This window comes from Citrobacter sp. MGH 55 (assembly GCF_016906145.1).
GTDB lineage: Bacteria > Pseudomonadota > Gammaproteobacteria > Enterobacterales > Enterobacteriaceae > Citrobacter_A > Citrobacter_A amalonaticus.
The window spans coordinates 87,013-107,217 of the sequence record NZ_CP070239.1 but is presented as its reverse complement, the minus strand read 5'-3'; the positions used below and the strand labels follow the sequence as shown (position 1 = coordinate 107,217).

The window sequence follows — 20,205 nt, the reverse complement described above, 5'->3', positions numbered from 1 at the left end:
GCCATTTGTGACGTCGTTACCTGTTGCCGCTGTACTGCCTGAATTGCTTACCGCCCTGGATTCTGCGCCGCAGGTTCTGCTGAGCGCGCCGACGGGTGCCGGTAAGTCAACCTGGTTGCCGCTACAGTTTCTGGCACATAAAGGGTTCGAAGGGCGGATTATCCTGCTGGAACCGCGTCGTCTGGCGGCACGAAACGTGGCGCAAAGGCTTGCGGAACTGCTCAATGAAAAGCCCGGTGAGACGGTCGGTTACCGGATGCGGGCACAATCCTGCGTCGGGCCAGCAACACGGCTTGAGGTGGTTACCGAAGGGGTTCTGACGCGTATGATCCAGCGTGATCCGGAACTCAGTGGCGTTGGGCTGGTGATCCTCGATGAATTTCACGAACGCAGTTTGCAGGCGGATCTCGCGCTGGCGCTGCTGCTGGATGTGCAGCAAGGGCTGCGCGACGATCTCAAACTACTGATCATGTCCGCTACGCTGGATAACGATCGCCTGCAACAGTGCCTGCCGGATGCGCCGGTGATCGTTTCCGAAGGGCGCGCCTTTCCCGTTGAGCGGCGTTATCAACCGCTGGCGTCGCAATTGCGTTTCGACGAAGCCGTGGCGGTCGCCTGCGCCGAGCTGCTGCGCAAAGAGCCCGGCTCGCTGCTGCTGTTTTTACCTGGTGTCGGAGAGATTTTGCGCGTACAGGAGCAATTAAGTACGCGAGTCGGCAGCGATGTGCTGCTGTGTCCGCTGTATGGCGCGCTGTCGCTCAACGATCAGCGCAAAGCGATTTTGCCGGCCCCGGACGGGATGCGCAAAGTTGTGTTGGCAACCAATATTGCGGAAACCAGTCTGACCATTGAGGGGATTCGACTGGTAGTGGATTGCGCGCAGGAGCGGGTGGCGCGGTTTGATGCGCGAACCGGGTTGACCCGGCTTATTACTCAGCGCATTAGCCTGGCCTCAATGACCCAGCGCGCCGGGCGTGCCGGGCGTCTGGAGCCGGGGATTTGTCTGCATCTGCTGGCGAAAGAACAGGCGGAACGCGCGGCAGCGCAGGGGGAACCTGAGATGTTGCACAGCGATCTCTCCGGTTTGCTGATGGAGTTGTTGCAGTGGGGATGTCGCGCTCCCGCGCAACTTACCTGGCTGGATCTGCCGCCCGCCGTCAACGTACAGGCGGCGAAACGATTACTGCACATGCTGGGCGCGCTGGATGGCGAGCAGCTCAGTGCGATAGGGCAAAAAATGGCGGCGTTGGGTAACGATCCGCGCCTGGCTGCGATGCTAGTCAGTGCTGCCACGCCCGACGATGCAGCTACGGCAGCAAAGCTGGCAGCCATTCTTGAGGAGCCGCCGCGGATGGGCAATACCGATCTGGGAGTGGCGTTTTCCCGCCATCAGCCTGCCTGGCAGCAGCGCAGTCAGCAACTTCTCAAACGTCTGAATGTTCGTAACGGCGAAGCGGATGCGTCGCGCATCGCCCCACTGCTGGCCCAGGCCTTTGCCGATCGCATCGCGCGTCGACGCAGCCAGGACGGGCGTTATCAACTGGCGAACGGTATGGGCGCGGCGCTGGATGTCGATGATGCGCTGGGGCGGCACGAATGGTTGATTGCGCCTCTGTTGCTGCAGGGGAGCGCGTCGCCGGATGCGCGGATCCTGCTGGCGCTGCCGCTCGATATCGACGCGCTTATCTCGCGTTGTCCTGAACTGCTACAGCAGTCTGATACCATTGAGTGGGATGAGGCGCAGGGGACGCTGAAAGCCTGGCGTAGAATGCGGATAGGCGAACTGACGGTTAAAGTCCAGCCGCTGGCAAAACCGTCTGAAGACGAGTTGCATCTGGCGATGCTTAACGGTATCCGCGATAAAGGCCTGAGCGTGCTCAACTGGACGCCTGCGGCAGAACAACTGCGGTTACGTTTGCATTGTGCGGCGAAATGGCTGCCGGAGTATGACTGGCCTGCGGTGGACGACAGGACATTGCTGGCCACGCTGGAGAACTGGCTGCTGCCGCATATGAGCGGCGTGCATTCGCTGCGCGGCCTGAAATCGTTGGATGTTCACCAGGCATTGAGCGGATTACTGGATTATTCCCTGCAGCAACGTCTGGTGAGTTCGTTACCCACACATTACACTGTGCCGACGGGAAGTCGGATAGCCATTCGTTATCACGAAGATAACCCGCCGGCGCTGGCGGTCAGAATGCAGGAGATGTTTGGCGAGGCCAAAACGCCGACTATTGCGGAGGGCCGCGTGCCACTGGTGCTGGAGCTCTTATCCCCCGCGCAGCGACCGTTGCAGATTACTCAGGATTTGGCCGCGTTCTGGCAAGGGTCGTATCGCGACGTGCAAAAAGAGATGAAAGGGCGCTACCCCAAACATGTCTGGCCGGACGATCCGGCGAATACGGCGCCGACGCGGCGAACCAAAAAGTATTCGTAGGCCGGATAAGGCGTTTATGCCGCATCCGGCAAAAGAGCAGTAAAATTGAGAGATTTCTTCTTCTGTCTTCTGACGGAAGAACAGAGAATCAGGCCTTTGCGCCTGAATGTTGCGGAGAAAAAGCATGGCCGGGAATGACCGCGAGCCAATTGGACGCAAAGGGAAACCCACGCGTCCGGTGAAACAAAAGGTGAGCCGTCGCCAACTCAGAGATGATGAGTACGACGACGAATATGATGATGACTATGAGGATGAAGAACCGATGCCGCGTAAAGGTAAAGGCAAAGGGCGTAAGCCTCGTGGTAAGCGCGGCTGGTTGTGGCTGCTGCTGAAAATTGCGATTGTTTTTGCGGTACTGCTTGCCATTTACGGCGTCTATCTGGATCAAAAAATCCGTAGCCGTATCGATGGCAAGGTCTGGCAGTTGCCGGCGGCGGTATATGGCCGGATGGTCAACCTTGAGCCGGAAATGTCGGTCAGCAAAAACGAAATGGTTAAACTGCTGGAAGCCACCCAGTACCGTCAGGTCAGCAAAATGACGCGTCCTGGCGAGTTTACCGTGCAGGCGAACAGTATTGAGATGATCCGCCGTCCGTTTGATTTCCCGGACAGCAAGGAGGGTCAGGTGCGCGCGCGTCTGACGTTCGATGGCGGCCGCCTGGATACCATTGTCAACATGGACAACAACCGCCAGTTCGGTTTCTTCCGTCTCGATCCGCGTTTGATTACCATGCTGTCGTCGCCAAACGGTGAACAGCGTCTGTTTGTCCCGCGTAGCGGCTTCCCGGATCTGCTGGTGGATACGCTGCTGGCGACGGAAGACCGTCATTTCTATGAACATGACGGGGTGAGTCTGTACTCCATCGGTCGCGCCGTGCTGGCAAACCTGACCGCCGGACGCACGGTACAGGGGGCAAGTACCCTGACCCAACAACTGGTGAAAAACCTGTTCCTCTCCAGCGAACGTTCGTACTGGCGTAAGGCTAACGAAGCCTATATGGCGCTGCTGATGGATGCGCGCTACAGCAAAGATCGTATTCTTGAGCTGTATATGAACGAGGTGTATCTCGGTCAGAGCGGTGATAATGAGATCCGTGGCTTCCCGCTGGCGAGCCTGTACTACTTTGGTCGTCCGGTAGAGGAACTGAGCCTTGATCAGCAGGCGCTGCTGGTAGGGATGGTGAAAGGGGCCTCAATCTACAACCCCTGGCGCAACCCGAAACTGGCGCTTGAACGTCGTAACCTGGTGCTGCGCCTGCTGCAACAACAACAGGTGATCGATCAAGAACTGTACGACATGCTGAGCGCGCGTCCGTTAGGCGTGCAACCGCGCGGTGGGGTGATCTCACCACAGCCGGCGTTTATGCAGATGGTGCGTCAGGAGTTGCAGGCGAAGCTGGGTGATAAAGTAAAAGATCTCTCCGGCGTGAAGATCTTCACCACCTTTGACTCTGTCGCCCAGGATGCCGCTGAGAAAGCCGCCGTTGATGGCATTCCGGAACTGAAGAAACAGCGCAAACTGAGCGATCTGGAAACGGCGATTGTAGTGGTAGACCGCTTCAGTGGCGAAGTCCGCGCTATGGTCGGCGGCGCTGAGCCGCAGTTTGCAGGCTATAACCGCGCGATGCAGGCACGTCGCTCGATTGGTTCACTGGCCAAACCGGCAACCTATCTGACCGCGCTGAGCCAGCCGAAAATCTATCGCCTGAACACCTGGATTGCCGATGCGCCGATTGCGCTGCGTCAACCAAACGGCCAGGTGTGGTCGCCGCAGAACGATGACCGTCGCTACAGCGAAAGCGGAAAAGTGATGCTGGTGGATGCGTTGACGCGTTCTATGAACGTGCCGACGGTCAATCTGGGGATGGCGCTTGGCTTGCCGGCTGTCACCGACACCTGGCTGAAGCTGGGCGTGCCGAAAGAGCAGTTGCATCCGGTTCCGGCTATGCTGCTGGGGGCACTGAACCTGACGCCGATCGAAGTGGCACAGGCGTTCCAGACGATCGCCAGCGGCGGTAATCGTGCGCCGCTTTCCGCGCTGCGTTCGGTCATCGCTGAAGACGGCACTGTGCTGTATCAGAGCTTCCCGCAGGCGGAGCGTGCCGTTCCGGCGCAGGCCGCCTATATGACGCTGTGGACGATGCAGCAGGTGGTGCAGCGTGGTACTGGTCGTCAGCTGGGCGCGAAGTACCCGAATTTGCATCTGGCGGGTAAAACCGGGACCACCAACAACAACGTCGACACCTGGTTTGCCGGTATTGACGGCAGTCAGGTGACCATCACCTGGGTGGGTCGCGATAACAACCAGCCGACGAAGCTGTACGGGGCGAGCGGGGCGATGTCGATTTATCAGCGCTATCTGGCTAACCAGACGCCAACGCCGCTCACGCTGACGCCACCGGAAGATATTGCGGAGATGGGCGTCGACTATGACGGCAACTTTGTCTGCAGTGGCGGTATGCGCACGTTGCCAGTCTGGACCTCCGATCCCGACTCGCTCTGCCAGCAGGGCGAAATGATGCAGCAGCCGACCGGGAACCCGTTCGATCAATCTTCTCAGCCACAGCAACCGCAGCAACAGCCGCCGAAGGAAGAGAAGAAAGACAGCGATGGCGTGGCGGGATGGATTAAGGATATGTTTGGCGGTAACTAACCGTCGTGCCGGATGGCGCTTCGCTTATCCGGCCTACTGGGCTCATGCAGTTATTGAGTTGGTAGGCCGGATAAGGGGTTTTCGCCGCCGTCCGGCAATGGCTTCACAGAAACATTTCCGGCTTCTTTTTAACCCTTTCTTTTCATCTGGATATTTCTTAACCCCTCAGTTTTGGTAGGGACGCGTATCGCTTGCTATCGCGGCCGCGTTTCGAATATTATTCTGCCGTCATAATAATAATTCTCGTTTACGTTATCATTCACTTTCCATCAGAGATATACCAATGGCGCGTCAAAAAACTGCTCAGCCAAAACACTCGCTGCGTAAAATTGCAGTCGTAGTAGCCACAGCGGTTAGCGGCATGTCTGTCTATGCACAGGCGGCGGTTGAACCGAAAAAAGAAGACACTATCACCGTCACTGCGGCTCCTGCTCCGCAGGAAAGTGCATGGGGACCGGCGGCAACCATCGCGGCACGCCAGTCAGCCACCGCGACCAAAACGGATACCCCGATTCAGAAAGTTCCCCAGTCTATTTCTGTGGTGACTGCCGAAGAGATGGCGCTACACCAGCCGAAGTCCGTGAAAGAGGCGCTCAGCTATACCCCAGGCGTTGCCGTGGGCACGCGTGGCGCATCTAACACCTATGACTACCTGATCATTCGCGGTTTCGCTGCCGACGGCCAAAGCCAGAATAACTATCTGAATGGCCTGAAGATGCAGGGGAACTTTTACAACGATGCGGTGATTGATCCTTATATGCTGGAACGCGCGGAAGTGATGCGTGGGCCGGTTTCTGTTCTGTACGGTAAGAGCAACCCAGGCGGTTTGTTGAACATGGTCAGCAAGCGTCCAACCACCGAGCCGCTGAAAGAAGTTCAGTTTAAAATGGGCACTAACAGCCTGTTCCAGACCGGTTTTGACTTCAGCGATGCGCTGGATGACGACGGCGTTTACTCTTATCGCTTAACGGGTCTGGCCCGCTCGGCGAATGCGCAGCAGCAGGGGGCGGAAGAACAGCGTTATGCTATTGCGCCGTCCTTTAGCTGGCGTCCGGATGACAAAACCAACTTCACGTTCCTGTCCTACTTCCAGAACGAACCTGAGACCGGTTACTACGGCTGGTTGCCGAAAGAGGGGACTGTCAGCACGCTGCCGAACGGTAAGCGTCTGTCGACCGACTTCAACGAAGGCGCGAAAAACAATACCTACTCTCGTAATGAGAAGATGGTCGGTTATAGCTTCGACCACGAATTCAACGATACGTTTACCGTGCGTCAGAACCTGCGTTACGCGGAAAACAAAGTGTCGCAGAACAGTGTCTACGGTTACGGCATGTGTTCCGATCCGCTCTATTCGAGCAACCCGAGCACCAGCCCTTGCGCCAGCGTACCGCAGTCACAGTGGGGTCATACGCTGACCCGTCAGTACGTGGATGATAACGAAAAACTGCAGAACTTCTCTGTGGATACCCAACTGCAAAGCAAGTTTGCGACCGGTTCTCTGGATCACACCCTGCTGACCGGCGTTGATTTTATGCGTATGCGTAACGACATCGACTCCTGGTTTGGCTGGGCTGGTTCAGTTGCGCCATCTGACATCTACAACCTTGATCGCAGTGATTTCGACTTCGGATCCCATCCAGGGCCTGGCGCCGCCTATCGCGTGCTGAATAAGCAGAAGCAGACCGGCGTGTACGCCCAGGATCAGATGCAGTGGGATAAAGTGCTGGTGACGTTGGGCGGACGTTATGACTGGGCGCAGCAGGATACTCTGGATCGTGAAGCGAATACTCAGCACTCGCGTAATGATAACGAGTTTACCTGGCGCGGCGGCGTAAACTACCTGTTCGACAACGGCGTGACTCCGTATTTCAGCTACAGCGAGTCGTTCGAACCGGCTTCTACCGTGGGCGCGAACGGCAGCATCTTTGCGCCGTCTAAAGGCAAGCAGTACGAAGCGGGCGTGAAATATGTCCCGAACGATCGTCCGATCGTGATCACCGGTGCGGTCTATCAGTTGACCAAAACCAACAACCTGATGGCCGATCCTAACGGTTCGTTCTTCTCGGTTGAAGGCGGTGAGATTCGTTCACGCGGCGTTGAAGTGGAAGCAAAAGCGGCGCTGTCTGCCAGCGTTAACGTGGTCGGTTCCTACACTTATACGGATGCGGAATACACCACCGACACCAACTACAAAGGCAACACCCCGGCGCAGGTGCCAAAACATATGGCGTCGCTGTGGGGGGATTACACGATGTTTGACGGCCCGCTTTCCGGTCTGACTCTGGGCACCGGCGTTCGCTATACCAGCTCCAGCTATGGCGATCCGGCTAACTCCTTTAAAGTCGGCAGCTACACCCTGGTGGATGCGCTGGTTCGGTACGATCTGGCACGCCTTGGCATGGCAGGTTCCAACGTCGCGCTGCATGTCAACAACCTGTTTGACCGCGAATACGTCGCCAGCTGCTTTAACACCTATGGCTGCTTCTGGGGCGCGGAACGTCAGGTCGTTGCTACCGCAACCTTCCGTTTCTAATTTTTCTTTGGGCACGCATTGCGTGCCCGCTTTACAAGTTGGCCGCTATGCAGGAACAGACTCATCATCCCGATACCACGTTTGCACTGCGTGATGTCTCCTTTCGCGTGCCAGGTCGCACGCTTCTGCACCCTCTGTCGTTAACTTTTCCCGTCGGTAAAGTGACTGGCCTGATTGGTCACAATGGTTCAGGTAAATCCACGTTGTTAAAAATGTTGGGTCGCCATCAGCCGCCGTCAGAAGGGGATATCCTGCTCGATGCGCAACCGCTGAACAGTTGGAACAGCAAAGCGTTTGCCCGTAAGGTGGCGTATTTACCGCAGCAGTTGCCGCAGGCGGAAGGGATGACCGTACGTGAACTGGTGGCGATTGGTCGCTATCCGTGGCACGGGGCGCTGGGTCGTTTTGGCGTCGCGGACAGAGAAAAAGTGGAAGAGGCGATCGCGCTGGTAGGGTTAAAACCCCTGGCGCATCGTCTGGTCGACAGTCTTTCCGGCGGTGAACGTCAGCGCGCGTGGATTGCGATGCTGGTGGCGCAGGACAGTCGCTGTCTGCTGCTCGATGAACCCACCTCGGCGCTGGATATTGCCCACCAGGTGGATGTGCTGGCGCTGGTTCATCGACTCAGCCAGGAGCGTGGCCTGACGGTGATCGCTGTGCTGCATGATATCAACATGGCTGCCCGCTACTGTGACTACTTAGTCGCCTTGCGCGGGGGCGAAATGATTGCCCAGGGAACGCCCGCCGACCTAATGCGTAGCGAAACCCTGGAACGTATTTATGGCATCCCGATGGGGATCCTGCCGCATCCGGCAGGCGCTGCACCTGTGAGTTTTGTGTATTGATGAGCGGCTTACACCACATAACACGTCGTCGTTTATTAACGGCGATGGCACTTTCCCCGCTGCTCTGGCAGATGAAACCGGCGCGCGCGGCCGCTGTCGATCCACATCGTATCGTGGCGCTGGAGTGGCTGCCGGTTGAGCTGTTGCTGGCGCTTGGCGTGACGCCCTATGGCGTGGCAGATATTCCTAACTACCGCCTGTGGGTGAATGAGCCGCCGCTGCCTGCGTCGGTGATTGATGTCGGATTACGCACCGAGCCGAACCTTGAGCTGCTGACCGAAATGAAACCCTCCTATATGTTCTGGTCGACAGGGTACGGCCCTTCTCCCGAAACGCTGGCGCGAATTGCGCCCGGACGTGGCTTCAACTTCAGCGATGGCAAACAGCCCTTAGCCGTGGCGCGTCGATCTCTGATCGATATGGCGCAGATGCTGAATCTGGAATCTGCAGCTGAGCGACATCTGGCGGAATACGACCAGTTTATCGCCAGCCGGAAATCGCGCTTTGTGCAGCGTGGAGAACGCCCGCTGCTGTTGATCACTCTCCTCGATCCTCGCCATATGCTGGTTTTCGGCCCGAACTGCCTGTTCCAGGACGTGCTGGATGAATACGGGATTCGCAACGCCTGGCAGGGAGAAACCAATTTCTGGGGCAGTACGGTGGTCGGAATCGATCGCCTTGCAGCCTACAAAGATGCCGATGTGCTTTGCTTTGATCATGGGAATAACAAAGAGATGGCCACGCTGATGGCAACGCCGCTCTGGCAAGCGATGCCGTTCGTGCGTGAAGGGCGTTTCCAGCGCGTACCGCCCGTGTGGTTTTATGGTGCCACACTGTCGACCATGAATTTTGTCCGTATTCTGGATAATGCGCTGGGGGGCAAGGCGTGAGTCAACGTATTGCACGTTTCCCGGCGCTATTGCTGGCGCTGTTGTTTATCGTCGCCGTAGGGTTAACCTGGACGAATTTCACCGTTGCGCTGCCGCGTACCCAGTGGCAGCAGGCGCTGTGGTCACCGGATATCGACGTCATCGAGCAGATGATTTTCCATTACAGCCTTCTCCCTCGTCTGGTGATCTCCCTGCTGGTTGGGGCCGGGCTGGGTCTGGTTGGCGTGCTCTTTCAACAGGTGCTGCGTAACCCGCTGGCCGAACCGACCACGCTGGGCGTGGCGACCGGCGCACAGTTAGGGATGACGGTCACGACATTGTGGGCGATACCGGGCGTGATGGCCGGGCAGTTTGCCGCTCTGGCGGGCGCCTGTATTGTCGGGGCGCTGGTGTTTGGCGTCGCCTGGGGAAAACGACTTTCTCCCGTCACGCTGATCCTCGCCGGTCTGGTGGTCAGTCTGTACTGCGGGGCCATCAACCAACTGTTAGTCATCTTTCACCACGATCAGTTGCAGAGCATGTTCCTGTGGAGTACCGGAACGTTGACGCAAACTGACTGGGGCGGTGTGCAGCGTCTGTGGCCGCAACTGCTGGGCGGCGTCATGCTCACTCTGTTGTTGTTGCGCCCGCTAACCCTGATGGGGCTGGATGATGGCGTTGCGCGCAACTTAGGGCTGGCGCTGTCGCTGGCGCGTCTGGCGGCGCTGACGCTGGCGATTGTACTTAGCGCGCTGCTGGTCAATGCGGTAGGGATTATCGGTTTTATCGGTCTGTTTGCGCCGCTGCTGGCGAAAATGCTGGGCGCGCGTCGTCTGCTGGCGCGCCTGATGCTGGCTCCGCTGATTGGGGCGCTGATTCTGTGGCTGTCCGATCAGGTTATTCTCTGGCTGACCCGCGTATGGATGGAAGTGTCCACCGGTTCTGTGACGGCACTGATCGGCGCACCGCTGCTGCTGTGGCTGCTACCGCGCCTGCGTAGTATGAGCGCGCCGGACATGAACGTCAGCGACCGGGTGACGACGGAACGTCAGCATGTGCTGGGTTATGCGCTGATCGGCGGCGTGCTGCTGTTGATCGGGGCATATGTCGCGCTGTCGCTGGGGCGTGACGCGCAGGGCTGGAGCTGGGCCAGCGGCGTGCAACTGGAAGAACTGATGCCCTGGCGCTGGCCGCGCATTCTGGCGGCGATGATCGCCGGGGTGATGCTGGCGGTGGCGGGGTGTATCATCCAGCGGCTGACCGGGAACCCGATGGCGAGTCCTGAGGTGCTGGGGATCAGCTCCGGCGCGGCGTTCGGCGTTGTGCTGATGCTGTTTCTGGTGCCGGGCGATGCGTTTGGCTGGCTGTTGCCCGCCGGGAGTCTCGGTGCTGCCGCCACGCTGTTGATCATTATGATTGCCGCCGGACGGGGAGGGTTCTCCCCCCACCGTATGCTGCTGGCCGGGATGGCGCTCAGCACGGCCTTCACCATGCTGCTGATGATGCTACAGGCAAGCGGCGATCCGCGCATGGCCGGGGTACTGACCTGGATCTCCGGTTCGACCTATAATGCGACGGGTCAGCAGGTGCTGCATACCGGGGTGGTGATGGCGATCCTGCTGGCGATCACGCCACTGTGCCGTCGCTGGTTGACGATTTTGCCGCTGGGCGGTGATACCGCCCGTGCAGTCGGTATCGCGCTGACACCGTCGCGGGTTGGCCTGCTATTGCTGGCAGCCAGTCTGACGGCTGCGGCCACAATGACAATCGGCCCGCTGAGTTTTGTCGGGCTCATGGCGCCGCATATCGCGCGGATGTTAGGTTTTCGTCGAACGATGCCGCATATTGTGATGTCGGCGCTGGCGGGAGGATTATTGCTCATCTTTGCCGACTGGTGCGGGCGGATGGTGCTGTTTCCGTATCAGATCCCGGCGGGGATACTCTCGACGTTTATCGGTGCGCCGTACTTTATTTATCTGTTACGTAAGCAGAGTCGTTGATTCGGATGTTTTTCGTGTAGGCCAGATAAGACGCTTCGCGTCGCCATCCGGCAATAAAAAAGCCGGGTGGCGGCTTCGCCTTACCCGGCCTACGGTTTAAAACGTACTCTGTTACAGCTTTGCAAACACCCGACGCGCGGCGTCGATAGTATTGTTGATGTCTTCCATGCTGTGCGCCACGGACATAAAGCCCGCTTCAAATGCGGATGGCGCAAGGTAAATCCCCTCGTCCAGCATCATGTGGAAGAAGCGCTTGAAGCGTTCCACGTCACAGGCCATCACGTCCTGATAGCAGGTGACAGTTTCCGCGTCGGTGAAGAAAATCCCGAACATGCCGCCAACGTGGTTAACGACCAGCGGGATCGCGGTTTCCTCTGCAGCTTCCAGCAGACCTTCCGCCAGGCGCGTCGTGAGTTCATCCAGCGTTTCGTGAATGCCCGGCTGCGCCACTTCGGTCAGACAGGCAAAACCGGCCGCCATGGCAATGGGATTGCCGGAGAGGGTGCCCGCCTGATAAACCGGGCCGGTCGGGGCCAGCGCGTCCATCACGTCGCGACGACCGCCGAACGCTCCTACAGGCATACCGCCGCCAATGATTTTGCCCAGACAGGTCAGATCCGGCACCACACTGTAGTAATCCTGTGCACCAGCCAGCGCCACGCGGAAGCCGGTCATCACTTCGTCGATAATCAGCAGCGCGCCGAACTCATCGCACAGTGCGCGCAGACCCGGCAGGAATTCCGGTAGCGGCGGGATGCAGTTCATATTGCCTGCCACTGGCTCAACGATGATACAGGCGATCTCCTGCGGGAACTGCTCGAACGCGGCACGCACGGAATTGAGATCGTTATAAGTACAGGTCAGGGTATGCTTTGCAAAATCTGCCGGCACGCCCGGAGAGTTCGGCTGGCCCAGCGTCAGTGCGCCAGAGCCTGCTTTTACCAGCAGACAGTCCGCGTGGCCGTGGTAGCAGCCTTCAAATTTGATGATCTTATCGCGGCCAGTGAAACCACGCGCCAGACGAATGGCGCTCATGGTCGCTTCGGTACCGGAGTTGACCATTCGTACCATGTCCATCGTCGGTACCAGTTCGGTCACAAGCTCCGCCATTTTGACTTCCATCTCGGTCGGCGCGCCGAAGCTCAGGCCGCGCTCAGCCGCTTCGATCACTGCGTTGCGGATCGCCGGATGGTTGTGTCCCAGCACCATCGGTCCCCAGGAGCCGACGTAATCGATATAGGCTTTGCCATCGACATCGTACAGATACGCGCCGTCCGCTTTTTCGATAAACAGCGGAGTACCACCCACGCCAGTAAAGGCGCGAACAGGGGAGTTAACGCCGCCGGGGATTAGCTCGCGTGCTGCGCTGTAGAGGTTTTCAGACTTACTCATGGATGGGTTCCTGGTTCGTAGAAAAAGTGAATGCCCGCTATTCTAGTTATTCAGAGAAGGTTATGAAAGTTTTGCGCATTTGAAACATTACGATTTGCAGGGGATTTTCGGGTAAGAGGCGAGTACAATGCCGCCTCTGCATTTGTATTACCAATTAATGATCATCTGATGAAGACAGAAACTCCCTCTTTTGAAGCACAGCAAATTGTGCGCTTACGGCGCAGGGACCAAATCCGTCGACTGCTGGAGCGAGATAAAACGCCGCTGGCGATCTTAATGATGGCGGCAGTGGTGGGGACGCTTACCGGTCTGGCAGGCGTGGCGTTCGAAAAAGCGGTGAGCTGGGTGCAAAACCTGCGTATCGGTGCGCTAGTGAATGTGACTGACCATCCGATGCTGCTCTGGCCGCTGGCGTTTATTCTCTCTGCATTACTGGCGATGGTCGGCTATTTTCTGGTGCGTAAATTTGCGCCGGAAGCTGGCGGGTCGGGGATCCCGGAGATCGAAGGGGCGCTGGAAGAGCTTCGCCCCGTCCGCTGGTGGCGTGTGCTGCCGGTGAAGTTTATCGGTGGGATGGGCACGCTGGGTGCAGGGATGGTGCTGGGACGCGAAGGGCCGACGGTACAAATCGGCGGAAATATTGGCCGCATGGTGCTGGATATCTTCCGCATGCGTAGCGCCGAGGCGCGCCATACGCTGTTGGCAACTGGGGCAGCGGCAGGGCTTTCTGCCGCCTTCAACGCACCGCTGGCGGGCATTCTGTTTATCATCGAGGAGATGCGCCCGCAGTTTCGCTATAACCTTATCTCGATCAAAGCCGTCTTTACCGGCGTGATCATGTCGAGCATTGTTTTCCGCATTTTCAACGGTGAATCGCCGATCATCGAAGTGGGGAAACTGTCCAACGCACCGGTCAATACGCTGTGGCTGTATCTGATCCTCGGGATGATTTTTGGCTGTGTAGGACCGGTTTTCAATAAGCTGGTGCTGCGTACTCAGGATATGTTCCAGCGTTTTCACCATGGAAACACCACTAAATGGGTGCTGATGGGCGGGGCGATTGGCGGTCTGTGTGGCATTCTGGGGCTGATTGAACCAGCGGCGGCTGGCGGCGGTTTTAACCTTATCCCTATTGCGGCGGCGGGCAATTTTAGCGTCGGACTGTTGCTGTTTATCTTTATCGCGCGAGTGATCACCACGTTGCTCTGTTTCTCTTCCGGTGCGCCCGGCGGGATCTTTGCGCCGATGCTGGCGCTGGGTACGTTGTTGGGCACCGCATTTGGTATGGCAGCAGCGGCAGGCTTTCCACATTATCAGCTTGAGGCCGGAACGTTCGCCATTGCCGGAATGGGCGCGTTGCTGGCGGCATCGGTGCGTGCGCCGTTGACCGGGATTGTACTGGTGCTGGAGATGACCGATAACTATCAGCTCATTTTGCCAATGATTATTACCTGTCTTGGCGCAACACTATTAGCACAATTCCTGGGCGGAAAACCGCTATACTCCACTATCCTTGCCCGCACGCTGGCGAAGCAGGAAGCGGAGCAGGCGGCAAAAAGTCAGACGACCACCGCTGGCGAGAATACTTGAATGAAATACCAGGGTATTAGATAATGGCGTTAATATTGGGTCAGAATTTGCCCAATTGCCGATGTCGTTTGGAGCAAAAATATGAGTGATGACGTAGCGCTGCCACTGCAATTTACTGAAGCAGCAGCCAATAAAGTAAAAAGCCTGATCGCTGACGAAGAAAACCCGAACCTGAAACTGCGTGTCTATATCACCGGTGGCGGTTGCAGCGGTTTCCAGTATGGTTTTACCTTTGATGACCAGGTCAACGAAGGCGATATGACCATCGAGAAACAGGGCGTTGGCCTGGTGGTTGACCCTATGAGCCTGCAGTATCTGGTCGGCGGTTCCGTTGACTACACCGAAGGTCTGGAAGGTTCTCGTTTTGTAGTTACCAACCCGAATGCGAAAAGCACCTGCGGGTGTGGCTCTTCCTTCAGCATCTGAGTGCTGTCTGTAATGCGCCCGGTAAGCGCAGGCGCTACCGGGCAAAGCGCCTAATCCGGCCTGGATTTAACGGCTATTCTCATCTAACGCAAATGTCGGCAGCTTCAGATGCCAGCGGATCGCCGCGAGGCGAATGACCAGCGTCACAACCATCCCCATCATACTGGCGGCTTCCAGCGGCATCGCGAAGGTGTAATACGCGGTTGCGTGGACAATCCCGCCGATAATACAGGCCGTTGCGTAGATTTCCGTACGCAGGATCATCGGGATTTCTCGTGCCAGCACATCGCGAATAATACCGCCGCCCACGCCGGTGATGACACCCATACAGATAGCCACCAGCGGCCCCGTCCCTGCTATAAATGCTTTGTTGACGCCGATCCCGACAAACACCGCCAGGCCGACGGCGTCCAGCACCGGCAGCATCCATTTAGGCAAGCGTCTGGGCTGACGCACCAGCAGGATCGTCAACATGCTGGTGACCATCGCCACCACCAGATCGGTTGGGTCTTTAACCCAGAAAACGGGACCGTTATCTAATGCCATATCACGGATCGTCCCGCCGCCCACGGCGGTAACGACGCCCAATACCAGCACGCCAAACGGGTCCATACGCAGTTTCCCGGCCAGTAACACGCCAGAGATAGCAAATACTGCTGTGCCTACAATATCCAGCCAATAGACGAGCATGATCAAATCCTCACAACACACCTGTTGGGGCAGGCGCTAATTCACCAGGGAAAGCGCATTACAGAGTTGTTTTGCGGCGAGGATAATACGCGGGCTTGCGCGTTCAAACCAGTCACTGTTGAGAGGAATTACCGGAATTTGTAGTTGATCACCCCAGTATTGCTTAATTTTGAGAATTTCACCTGCATCGCCGGCGACAACGATCGCTTGCGGCGCGCGCACCAGCACCTGTTCACGACTGACCTGCGGCCAGGGAACCCGACTGCCGGCAAAGATGTTTTCTCCCCCGCAGAGCTCAATAACCTCGTTTTGAATCGATCCTTTTCCGCTGGTAAAGGGCGGATTGATACCAAACTGCAAAAACACGCGTTTTTTCGCTTTGCCTGCATACTGAGATTTTAGCTGCGAATAGTCGTCCAGCAAGGTTTGCGCGGCGTGCTTTGCCATTTCGGGATGCGGGCTAAAGTCGGCCAGCGTCTGCAACGTGTCGGCAATCTGTTCGATGGTGACGGCATCGATCCACATGACCTTGATGCCCAGCGAGGAGAGTTGATTGACCTGTCGTTCGGCATTACCGCCGCGCCAGGCGAGGACCAGATCCGGCTTCAGCGCCACAATCCTTTCCAGATTCATGCCTTGCCAGGTCGAGATCTGCTCGATACGTTGCGCCTGTGGCGGATAGTCTGAATAGCTGCTGACGCCAACGGGGGTGATCCCGGCGGCAAAGGCGAGTTCCGTGTTGGCGGGAGAGAGTGAAATCACGCGCGGTGCGGCATGCAGCCACACCGGGAGGGCTAACAGCAGGGCGACAAGCGCCCTGGAGAAGGATTTAGCCATGCGCCAGTTTCTGTACCAGCGATTCAACCATCAGCGTGGATTGCTTCGCGGCAACGGCCAGGAACTCATCAAAGCTGAGATGGGACTGCTGATCGGCAACGTCTGAGATCGCGCGGACCACCACAAACGGTACCTTGAAGTTATGGCAAACGTGCGCAATCGCGGTGGCTTCCATCTCAACGGCAATGGCCTGCGGGAAGTTGTGACGGATTTTCGCCAGCCCCACGGAGCCGTTAATGAAGGCATCGCCGCTGACAATCAAGCCGCGTACCGCGTTCAGGTTCAGCTCAGCGATGCAGGATTCCGCTGCGGCAATCAGTTTTTCATCGGCTTTAAAACCGGCCGGGCAGCCCGGCAGTTGGCCGAACTCATAACCAAATGCGGTGACGTCAGCGTCGTGATAGCGCGCTTCATCAGAGACCACAATGTCGCCCACTTTCAGGGTTGGAGCGAGGCCGCCTGCGGAACCGGTGTTAATAATGACGTCCGGCTTGCAGCGTTCAAGCAGCAGCGTAGCGCCCAGCGCCGCCGCCACTTTACCAATACCGGATTTCAGCAGCGCAACGTCGGTTCCGTTAAGCTGACCGGTGTAAATTTCACAACCGCCCAGGGTGAGAGTTTGACGGTTTTCGATTTTGTCACGCAGCAGCGTAACCTCTTCTTCCATTGCACCAATGATGCCGATTTTCATAGATTTACTCGCGCCAGGTGAGATTTAAAGGCATAGTCTATCATGCGCTTAAGGCGAAGTGCATTCTCACGCGGGAGAGGACATGTCACAGATTGATTTCCGGAAAAAAATAAACTGGCACCGTCGTTTTCGTTCACCGCAAGGGGTCAAAACTGAGCATGAGATCCTGCGCATTTTTGAAAGCGACCGTGGACGCATTATTAACTCTCCGGCGATCCGTCGCCTGCAGCAGAAAACCCAGGTGTTTCCCCTTGAGCGTAATGCCGCCGTGCGTACGCGCCTTACCCATTCGATGGAAGTTCAGCAGGTAGGGCGTTATATCGCCAAAGAGATTTTAAGCCGCCTCAAAGAACAAAAACTGCTGGAACCATACGGCCTGGATGAGTTAACGGGACCGTTTGAGAGCATCGTCGAAATGTCCTGCCTGATGCATGACATTGGCAACCCGCCGTTTGGGCATTTTGGCGAGGCGGCGATCAATGACTGGTTTCGCCAGCGCTTACATCCGGCGGATGCGGAAAGCCAACCCTTAACCGAAGATCGTTGCATTGTGGCGACGTTGCGTCTGCGCGAAGGCGAGGAGTCGTTGAACGATATCCGCCGTAAAGTACGCCAGGATCTGTGTCATTTCGAAGGGAATGCCCAGGGGATTCGGCTGGTACATACCTTGATGCGAATGAACCTGACATGGGGCCAGGTCGGCGGGATCTTAAAATATACCCGTCCGGCATGGTGGCGGGGAGAAACGCCCGCGACGCACAACTATTTAATGAAAAAACCCGGCTATTACCTTTCTGAAGAACCGTATATTGAGAGGTTACGTAAAGAACTCGATCTCGCGGTTTACAGTCGCTTTCCGTTAACGTGGATAATGGAAGCCGCCGACGATATCTCTTATTGTGTCGCCGATCTGGAAGATGCGGTAGAGAAAAGAATCTTCAGCGTTGAGCAACTCTATCATCATTTATATGAGGCCTGGGGGGAGCATGAGAAAGGTTCGCTCTTTGCGCAGGTTGTCGAAAATGCCTGGGACAAATCACGGGCGAATTATCTGAGCCGCAGTACTGAAGATCAATTTTTCATGTATTTGCGGGTGAATACACTTAATAAACTGGTGCCCTACGCCGCGCAGCGTTTTATTGATAACCTGGAACAAATCTTTGACGGAAGGTTTAATCAGGCATTGCTGGAAGACGGCAGCAGCTTTAGTCGTCTGCTGAAAATCTATAAAAATGTTGCGATGAAACATGTGTTTAGCCATCCTGATGTGGAGCAACTCGAATTACAGGGCTATCGGGTGATCAGTGGCTTACTCGATATCTACCGTCCTTTATTAAGCCTGCCGCTTGCGGATTTCAGTGAGCTGGTGGAAAAAGAACGCCTGCAGCGCTTTCCTATCGAATCCCGCTTATTTCAGAAATTGTCAACGCGTCACCGACTGGCCTATGTGGAGGCCGTGGGTAAATTAACACCAGATTCGCCTGAGTATCCCGTGCTGGAATATTATTATCGTTGCCGGCTGATCCAGGATTATATCAGTGGCATGACAGACCTCTATGCATGGGATGAATACCGCCGCCTGATGGCGGTCGAACAATAGACTGAGTTTTGTAAAGACGGACAATAAATTTTTACCTTTTCCATAAACTTCTGTCCGGAACTTAGCGCTATAAAATGAATCTGACGTACACAGCAATTTTGCGTTATCTGTTAATTGAGATTGAGACACATGAAAAAAACCACATTAGCAATGAGTGCACTGGCTCTGAGTTTAGGTTTGGCGTTATCCCCGCTTTCTGCAACGGCGGCTGAAACTGCATCAGCGACGACCGCACAGCAGATGCCAAGTCTGGCACCGATGCTCGAAAAAGTGATGCCATCGGTGGTCAGCATTAACGTGGAAGGTAGCACAACCGTCAATACGCCGCGGATGCCGCGTAATTTCCAGCAGTTCTTTGGTGATGATTCCCCGTTCTGCCAGGACGGTTCCCCGTTCCAGAGTTCGCCTTTCTGCCAGGGCGGTAATGGCGGCGGCCAGCAGCAGAAGTTTATGGCGCTGGGTTCCGGTGTCATCATTGATGCCGCGAAAGGCTATGTCGTCACCAACAACCACGTGGTGGATAACGCCACGGTGATTAAGGTTCAACTGAGCGATGGCCGTAAATTCGACGCTAAGATCGTCGGCAAAGACCCGCGCTCTGATATTGCGCTGATCCAGATTCAGGATCCGAAAAACCTGACGGCGATTAAGCTGGCTGACTCCGACACCCTGCGAGTGGGGGATTACACTGTCGCCATCGGTAACCCGTTTGGTCTCGGCGAGACGGTCACTTCCGGTATCGTCTCTGCGCTGGGTCGTAGCGGCCTGAATGCGCAGAACTATGAAAACTTCATTCAGACTGATGCGGCGATCAACCGCGGTAACTCCGGCGGTGCGTTGGTTAACCTGAACGGCGAGTTGATCGGTATTAACACGGCGATCCTCGCGCCGGACGGCGGCAACATCGGTATCGGTTTTGCGATCCCGAGCAATATGGTGAAAAACCTGACCTCTCAGATGGTGGAGTTCGGCCAGGTGAAACGCGGCGAACTGGGAATCATGGGTACCGAACTGAGCTCCGAACTGGCGAAAGCGATGAAAGTTGATGCACAGCGCGGTGCCTTTGTCAGCCAGGTCATGCCGAACTCGTCCGCTTCGAAGGCCGGTATTAAAGCCGGTGATGTGATCACCTCCCTGAACGGTAAGCCGATCAGCAGCTTTGCCGCACTGCGTGCGCAGGTTGGCACCATGCCGGTGGGCAGCAAAATTACCCTCGGCCTGCTGCGCGACGGTAAGCCGGTTACCGTGAATCTGGAACTGCAGCAGAGCAGCCAGACTCAGGTTGATTCCAGCTCCATCTTCAGCGGTATTGAAGGGGCTGAAATGAGTAATAAAGGTCAGGATAAAGGCGTCGTGGTGAACAACGTGAAAGCGAACACCCCGGCGGCGCAGATTGGCCTGAAGAAAGGGGATGTGATTGTCGGCGCTAACCAGCAGCCGGTGAAAAACATCGCCGAACTGCGTAAAATCCTCGACAGCAAACCGTCTGTCCTGGCGTTGAACATTCAGCGTGGCGACAGCAATATCTACCTGTTGATGCAGTAATCTCCCCAAAACCCCTTCCTGTCACAGGAAGGGGTTTCTTTTTGTGATATTTCCCACAACTCCATACTTCTTCCCTTTGCTTTGTGCATCTGCA

Annotated in this window: 14 protein-coding genes and 1 pseudogene; 11 read left to right on the top strand and 4 right to left on the bottom strand. The window is 56.6% G+C overall.

Features of this window, described 5'->3' with window-relative positions:
- The first annotated feature begins 7 nt into the window (after nucleotides 1-7).
- The 6 genes from hrpB to fhuB all read left to right on the top strand — a co-directional run bounded on the left by hrpB (nucleotide 8) and on the right by fhuB (nucleotide 11,340).
- On the top strand, nucleotides 8-2,437 hold the full coding sequence (gene hrpB, locus JTI98_RS00415) for an ATP-dependent helicase HrpB (RefSeq protein ID WP_216081793.1): 2,430 nt from the start codon (nucleotides 8-10) through the stop codon (nucleotides 2,435-2,437).
- 124 nt (nucleotides 2,438-2,561) lie between these two features.
- Complete coding sequence (gene mrcB / locus JTI98_RS00410; RefSeq protein ID WP_044255398.1) at nucleotides 2,562-5,090, top strand: bifunctional glycosyl transferase/transpeptidase; 2,529 nt, start codon at nucleotides 2,562-2,564, stop codon at nucleotides 5,088-5,090.
- Between the two features lie 283 nt (nucleotides 5,091-5,373).
- Nucleotides 5,374-7,626 carry a ferrichrome porin FhuA gene (gene fhuA / locus JTI98_RS00405; protein ID WP_042997883.1) on the top strand — a complete coding sequence of 751 codons (2,253 nt, stop codon included), beginning with the start codon at nucleotides 5,374-5,376 and terminating at the stop codon, nucleotides 7,624-7,626.
- 47 nt (nucleotides 7,627-7,673) lie between these two features.
- Nucleotides 7,674-8,471, top strand: a complete 798-nt coding sequence (fhuC, locus tag JTI98_RS00400; protein ID WP_044255394.1) for a Fe3+-hydroxamate ABC transporter ATP-binding protein FhuC — start codon at nucleotides 7,674-7,676, stop codon at nucleotides 8,469-8,471.
- Nucleotides 8,471-9,361 (top strand): Fe(3+)-hydroxamate ABC transporter substrate-binding protein FhuD, encoded by an 891-nt coding sequence (gene fhuD / locus JTI98_RS00395; RefSeq protein WP_042997881.1) that lies wholly within the window; start codon nucleotides 8,471-8,473, stop codon nucleotides 9,359-9,361. The genes fhuC and fhuD overlap by 1 nt, the downstream gene beginning before the upstream one ends.
- A complete protein-coding gene (gene fhuB / locus JTI98_RS00390; RefSeq protein WP_044328511.1) occupies nucleotides 9,358-11,340 on the top strand; it encodes a Fe(3+)-hydroxamate ABC transporter permease FhuB in 1,983 nt (660 codons plus the stop codon). Before fhuD ends, fhuB begins: the two co-directional genes overlap by 4 nt.
- Before the next feature lie 111 nt (nucleotides 11,341-11,451).
- On the opposite strand, the gene hemL is transcribed toward fhuB, so the two are convergent.
- Nucleotides 11,452-12,732 (bottom strand): glutamate-1-semialdehyde 2,1-aminomutase, encoded by a 1,281-nt coding sequence (gene hemL / locus JTI98_RS00385; protein ID WP_044328510.1) that lies wholly within the window; start codon nucleotides 12,730-12,732, stop codon nucleotides 11,452-11,454.
- A gap of 168 nt (nucleotides 12,733-12,900) precedes the next feature.
- Between hemL and clcA the strand changes: the two genes are divergently transcribed.
- The 3 genes and pseudogenes from clcA (at nucleotide 12,901) to erpA (ending at nucleotide 14,748) form a co-directional block, all read left to right on the top strand.
- Nucleotides 12,901-14,322 carry a H(+)/Cl(-) exchange transporter ClcA gene (gene clcA / locus JTI98_RS00380; protein WP_044328509.1) on the top strand — a complete coding sequence of 474 codons (1,422 nt, stop codon included), beginning with the start codon at nucleotides 12,901-12,903 and terminating at the stop codon, nucleotides 14,320-14,322.
- 31 nt (nucleotides 14,323-14,353) lie between these two features.
- Nucleotides 14,354-14,407: pseudogene (yadW, locus tag JTI98_RS21365) on the top strand (small protein YadW); the annotation flags it as partial.
- Entirely contained in the window at nucleotides 14,404-14,748 is a 345-nt protein-coding gene (gene erpA / locus JTI98_RS00375) for an iron-sulfur cluster insertion protein ErpA (protein ID WP_042997877.1), read from the top strand. The pseudogene yadW and the gene erpA, both read left to right, overlap by 4 nt.
- Nucleotides 14,749-14,814: 66 nt before the next feature.
- Here erpA and JTI98_RS00370 read toward each other — a convergent pair whose 3' ends face one another.
- The 3 genes from JTI98_RS00370 to mtnN are packed head-to-tail and all read right to left on the bottom strand — an operon-like array spanning nucleotide 14,815 to nucleotide 16,966.
- On the bottom strand, nucleotides 14,815-15,438 hold the full coding sequence (locus tag JTI98_RS00370) for a TRIC cation channel family protein (protein WP_042997876.1): 624 nt from the start codon (nucleotides 15,436-15,438) through the stop codon (nucleotides 14,815-14,817).
- A 36-nt stretch (nucleotides 15,439-15,474) separates the two neighbouring features.
- Nucleotides 15,475-16,275, bottom strand: a complete 801-nt coding sequence (btuF, locus tag JTI98_RS00365) for a vitamin B12 ABC transporter substrate-binding protein BtuF (protein WP_216081792.1) — start codon at nucleotides 16,273-16,275, stop codon at nucleotides 15,475-15,477.
- The gene (gene mtnN / locus JTI98_RS00360) at nucleotides 16,268-16,966 is read right to left on the bottom strand and encodes a 5'-methylthioadenosine/S-adenosylhomocysteine nucleosidase (RefSeq protein ID WP_042997874.1); all 699 of its coding nucleotides are present in this window, start codon (nucleotides 16,964-16,966) and stop codon (nucleotides 16,268-16,270) included. Before mtnN ends, btuF begins: the two co-directional genes overlap by 8 nt.
- 82 nt (nucleotides 16,967-17,048) lie before the next feature.
- Here mtnN and dgt point away from each other — a divergent pair, with 82 nt between their 5' ends.
- Both dgt and degP read left to right on the top strand, forming a co-directional pair.
- Entirely contained in the window at nucleotides 17,049-18,566 is a 1,518-nt protein-coding gene (gene dgt / locus JTI98_RS00355) for a dGTPase (protein WP_216081791.1), read from the top strand.
- A 129-nt stretch (nucleotides 18,567-18,695) separates the two neighbouring features.
- Nucleotides 18,696-20,111 carry a serine endoprotease DegP gene (gene degP, locus JTI98_RS00350; protein ID WP_042997872.1) on the top strand — a complete coding sequence of 472 codons (1,416 nt, stop codon included), beginning with the start codon at nucleotides 18,696-18,698 and terminating at the stop codon, nucleotides 20,109-20,111.
- Nucleotides 20,112-20,205: the final 94 nt, after the last annotated feature.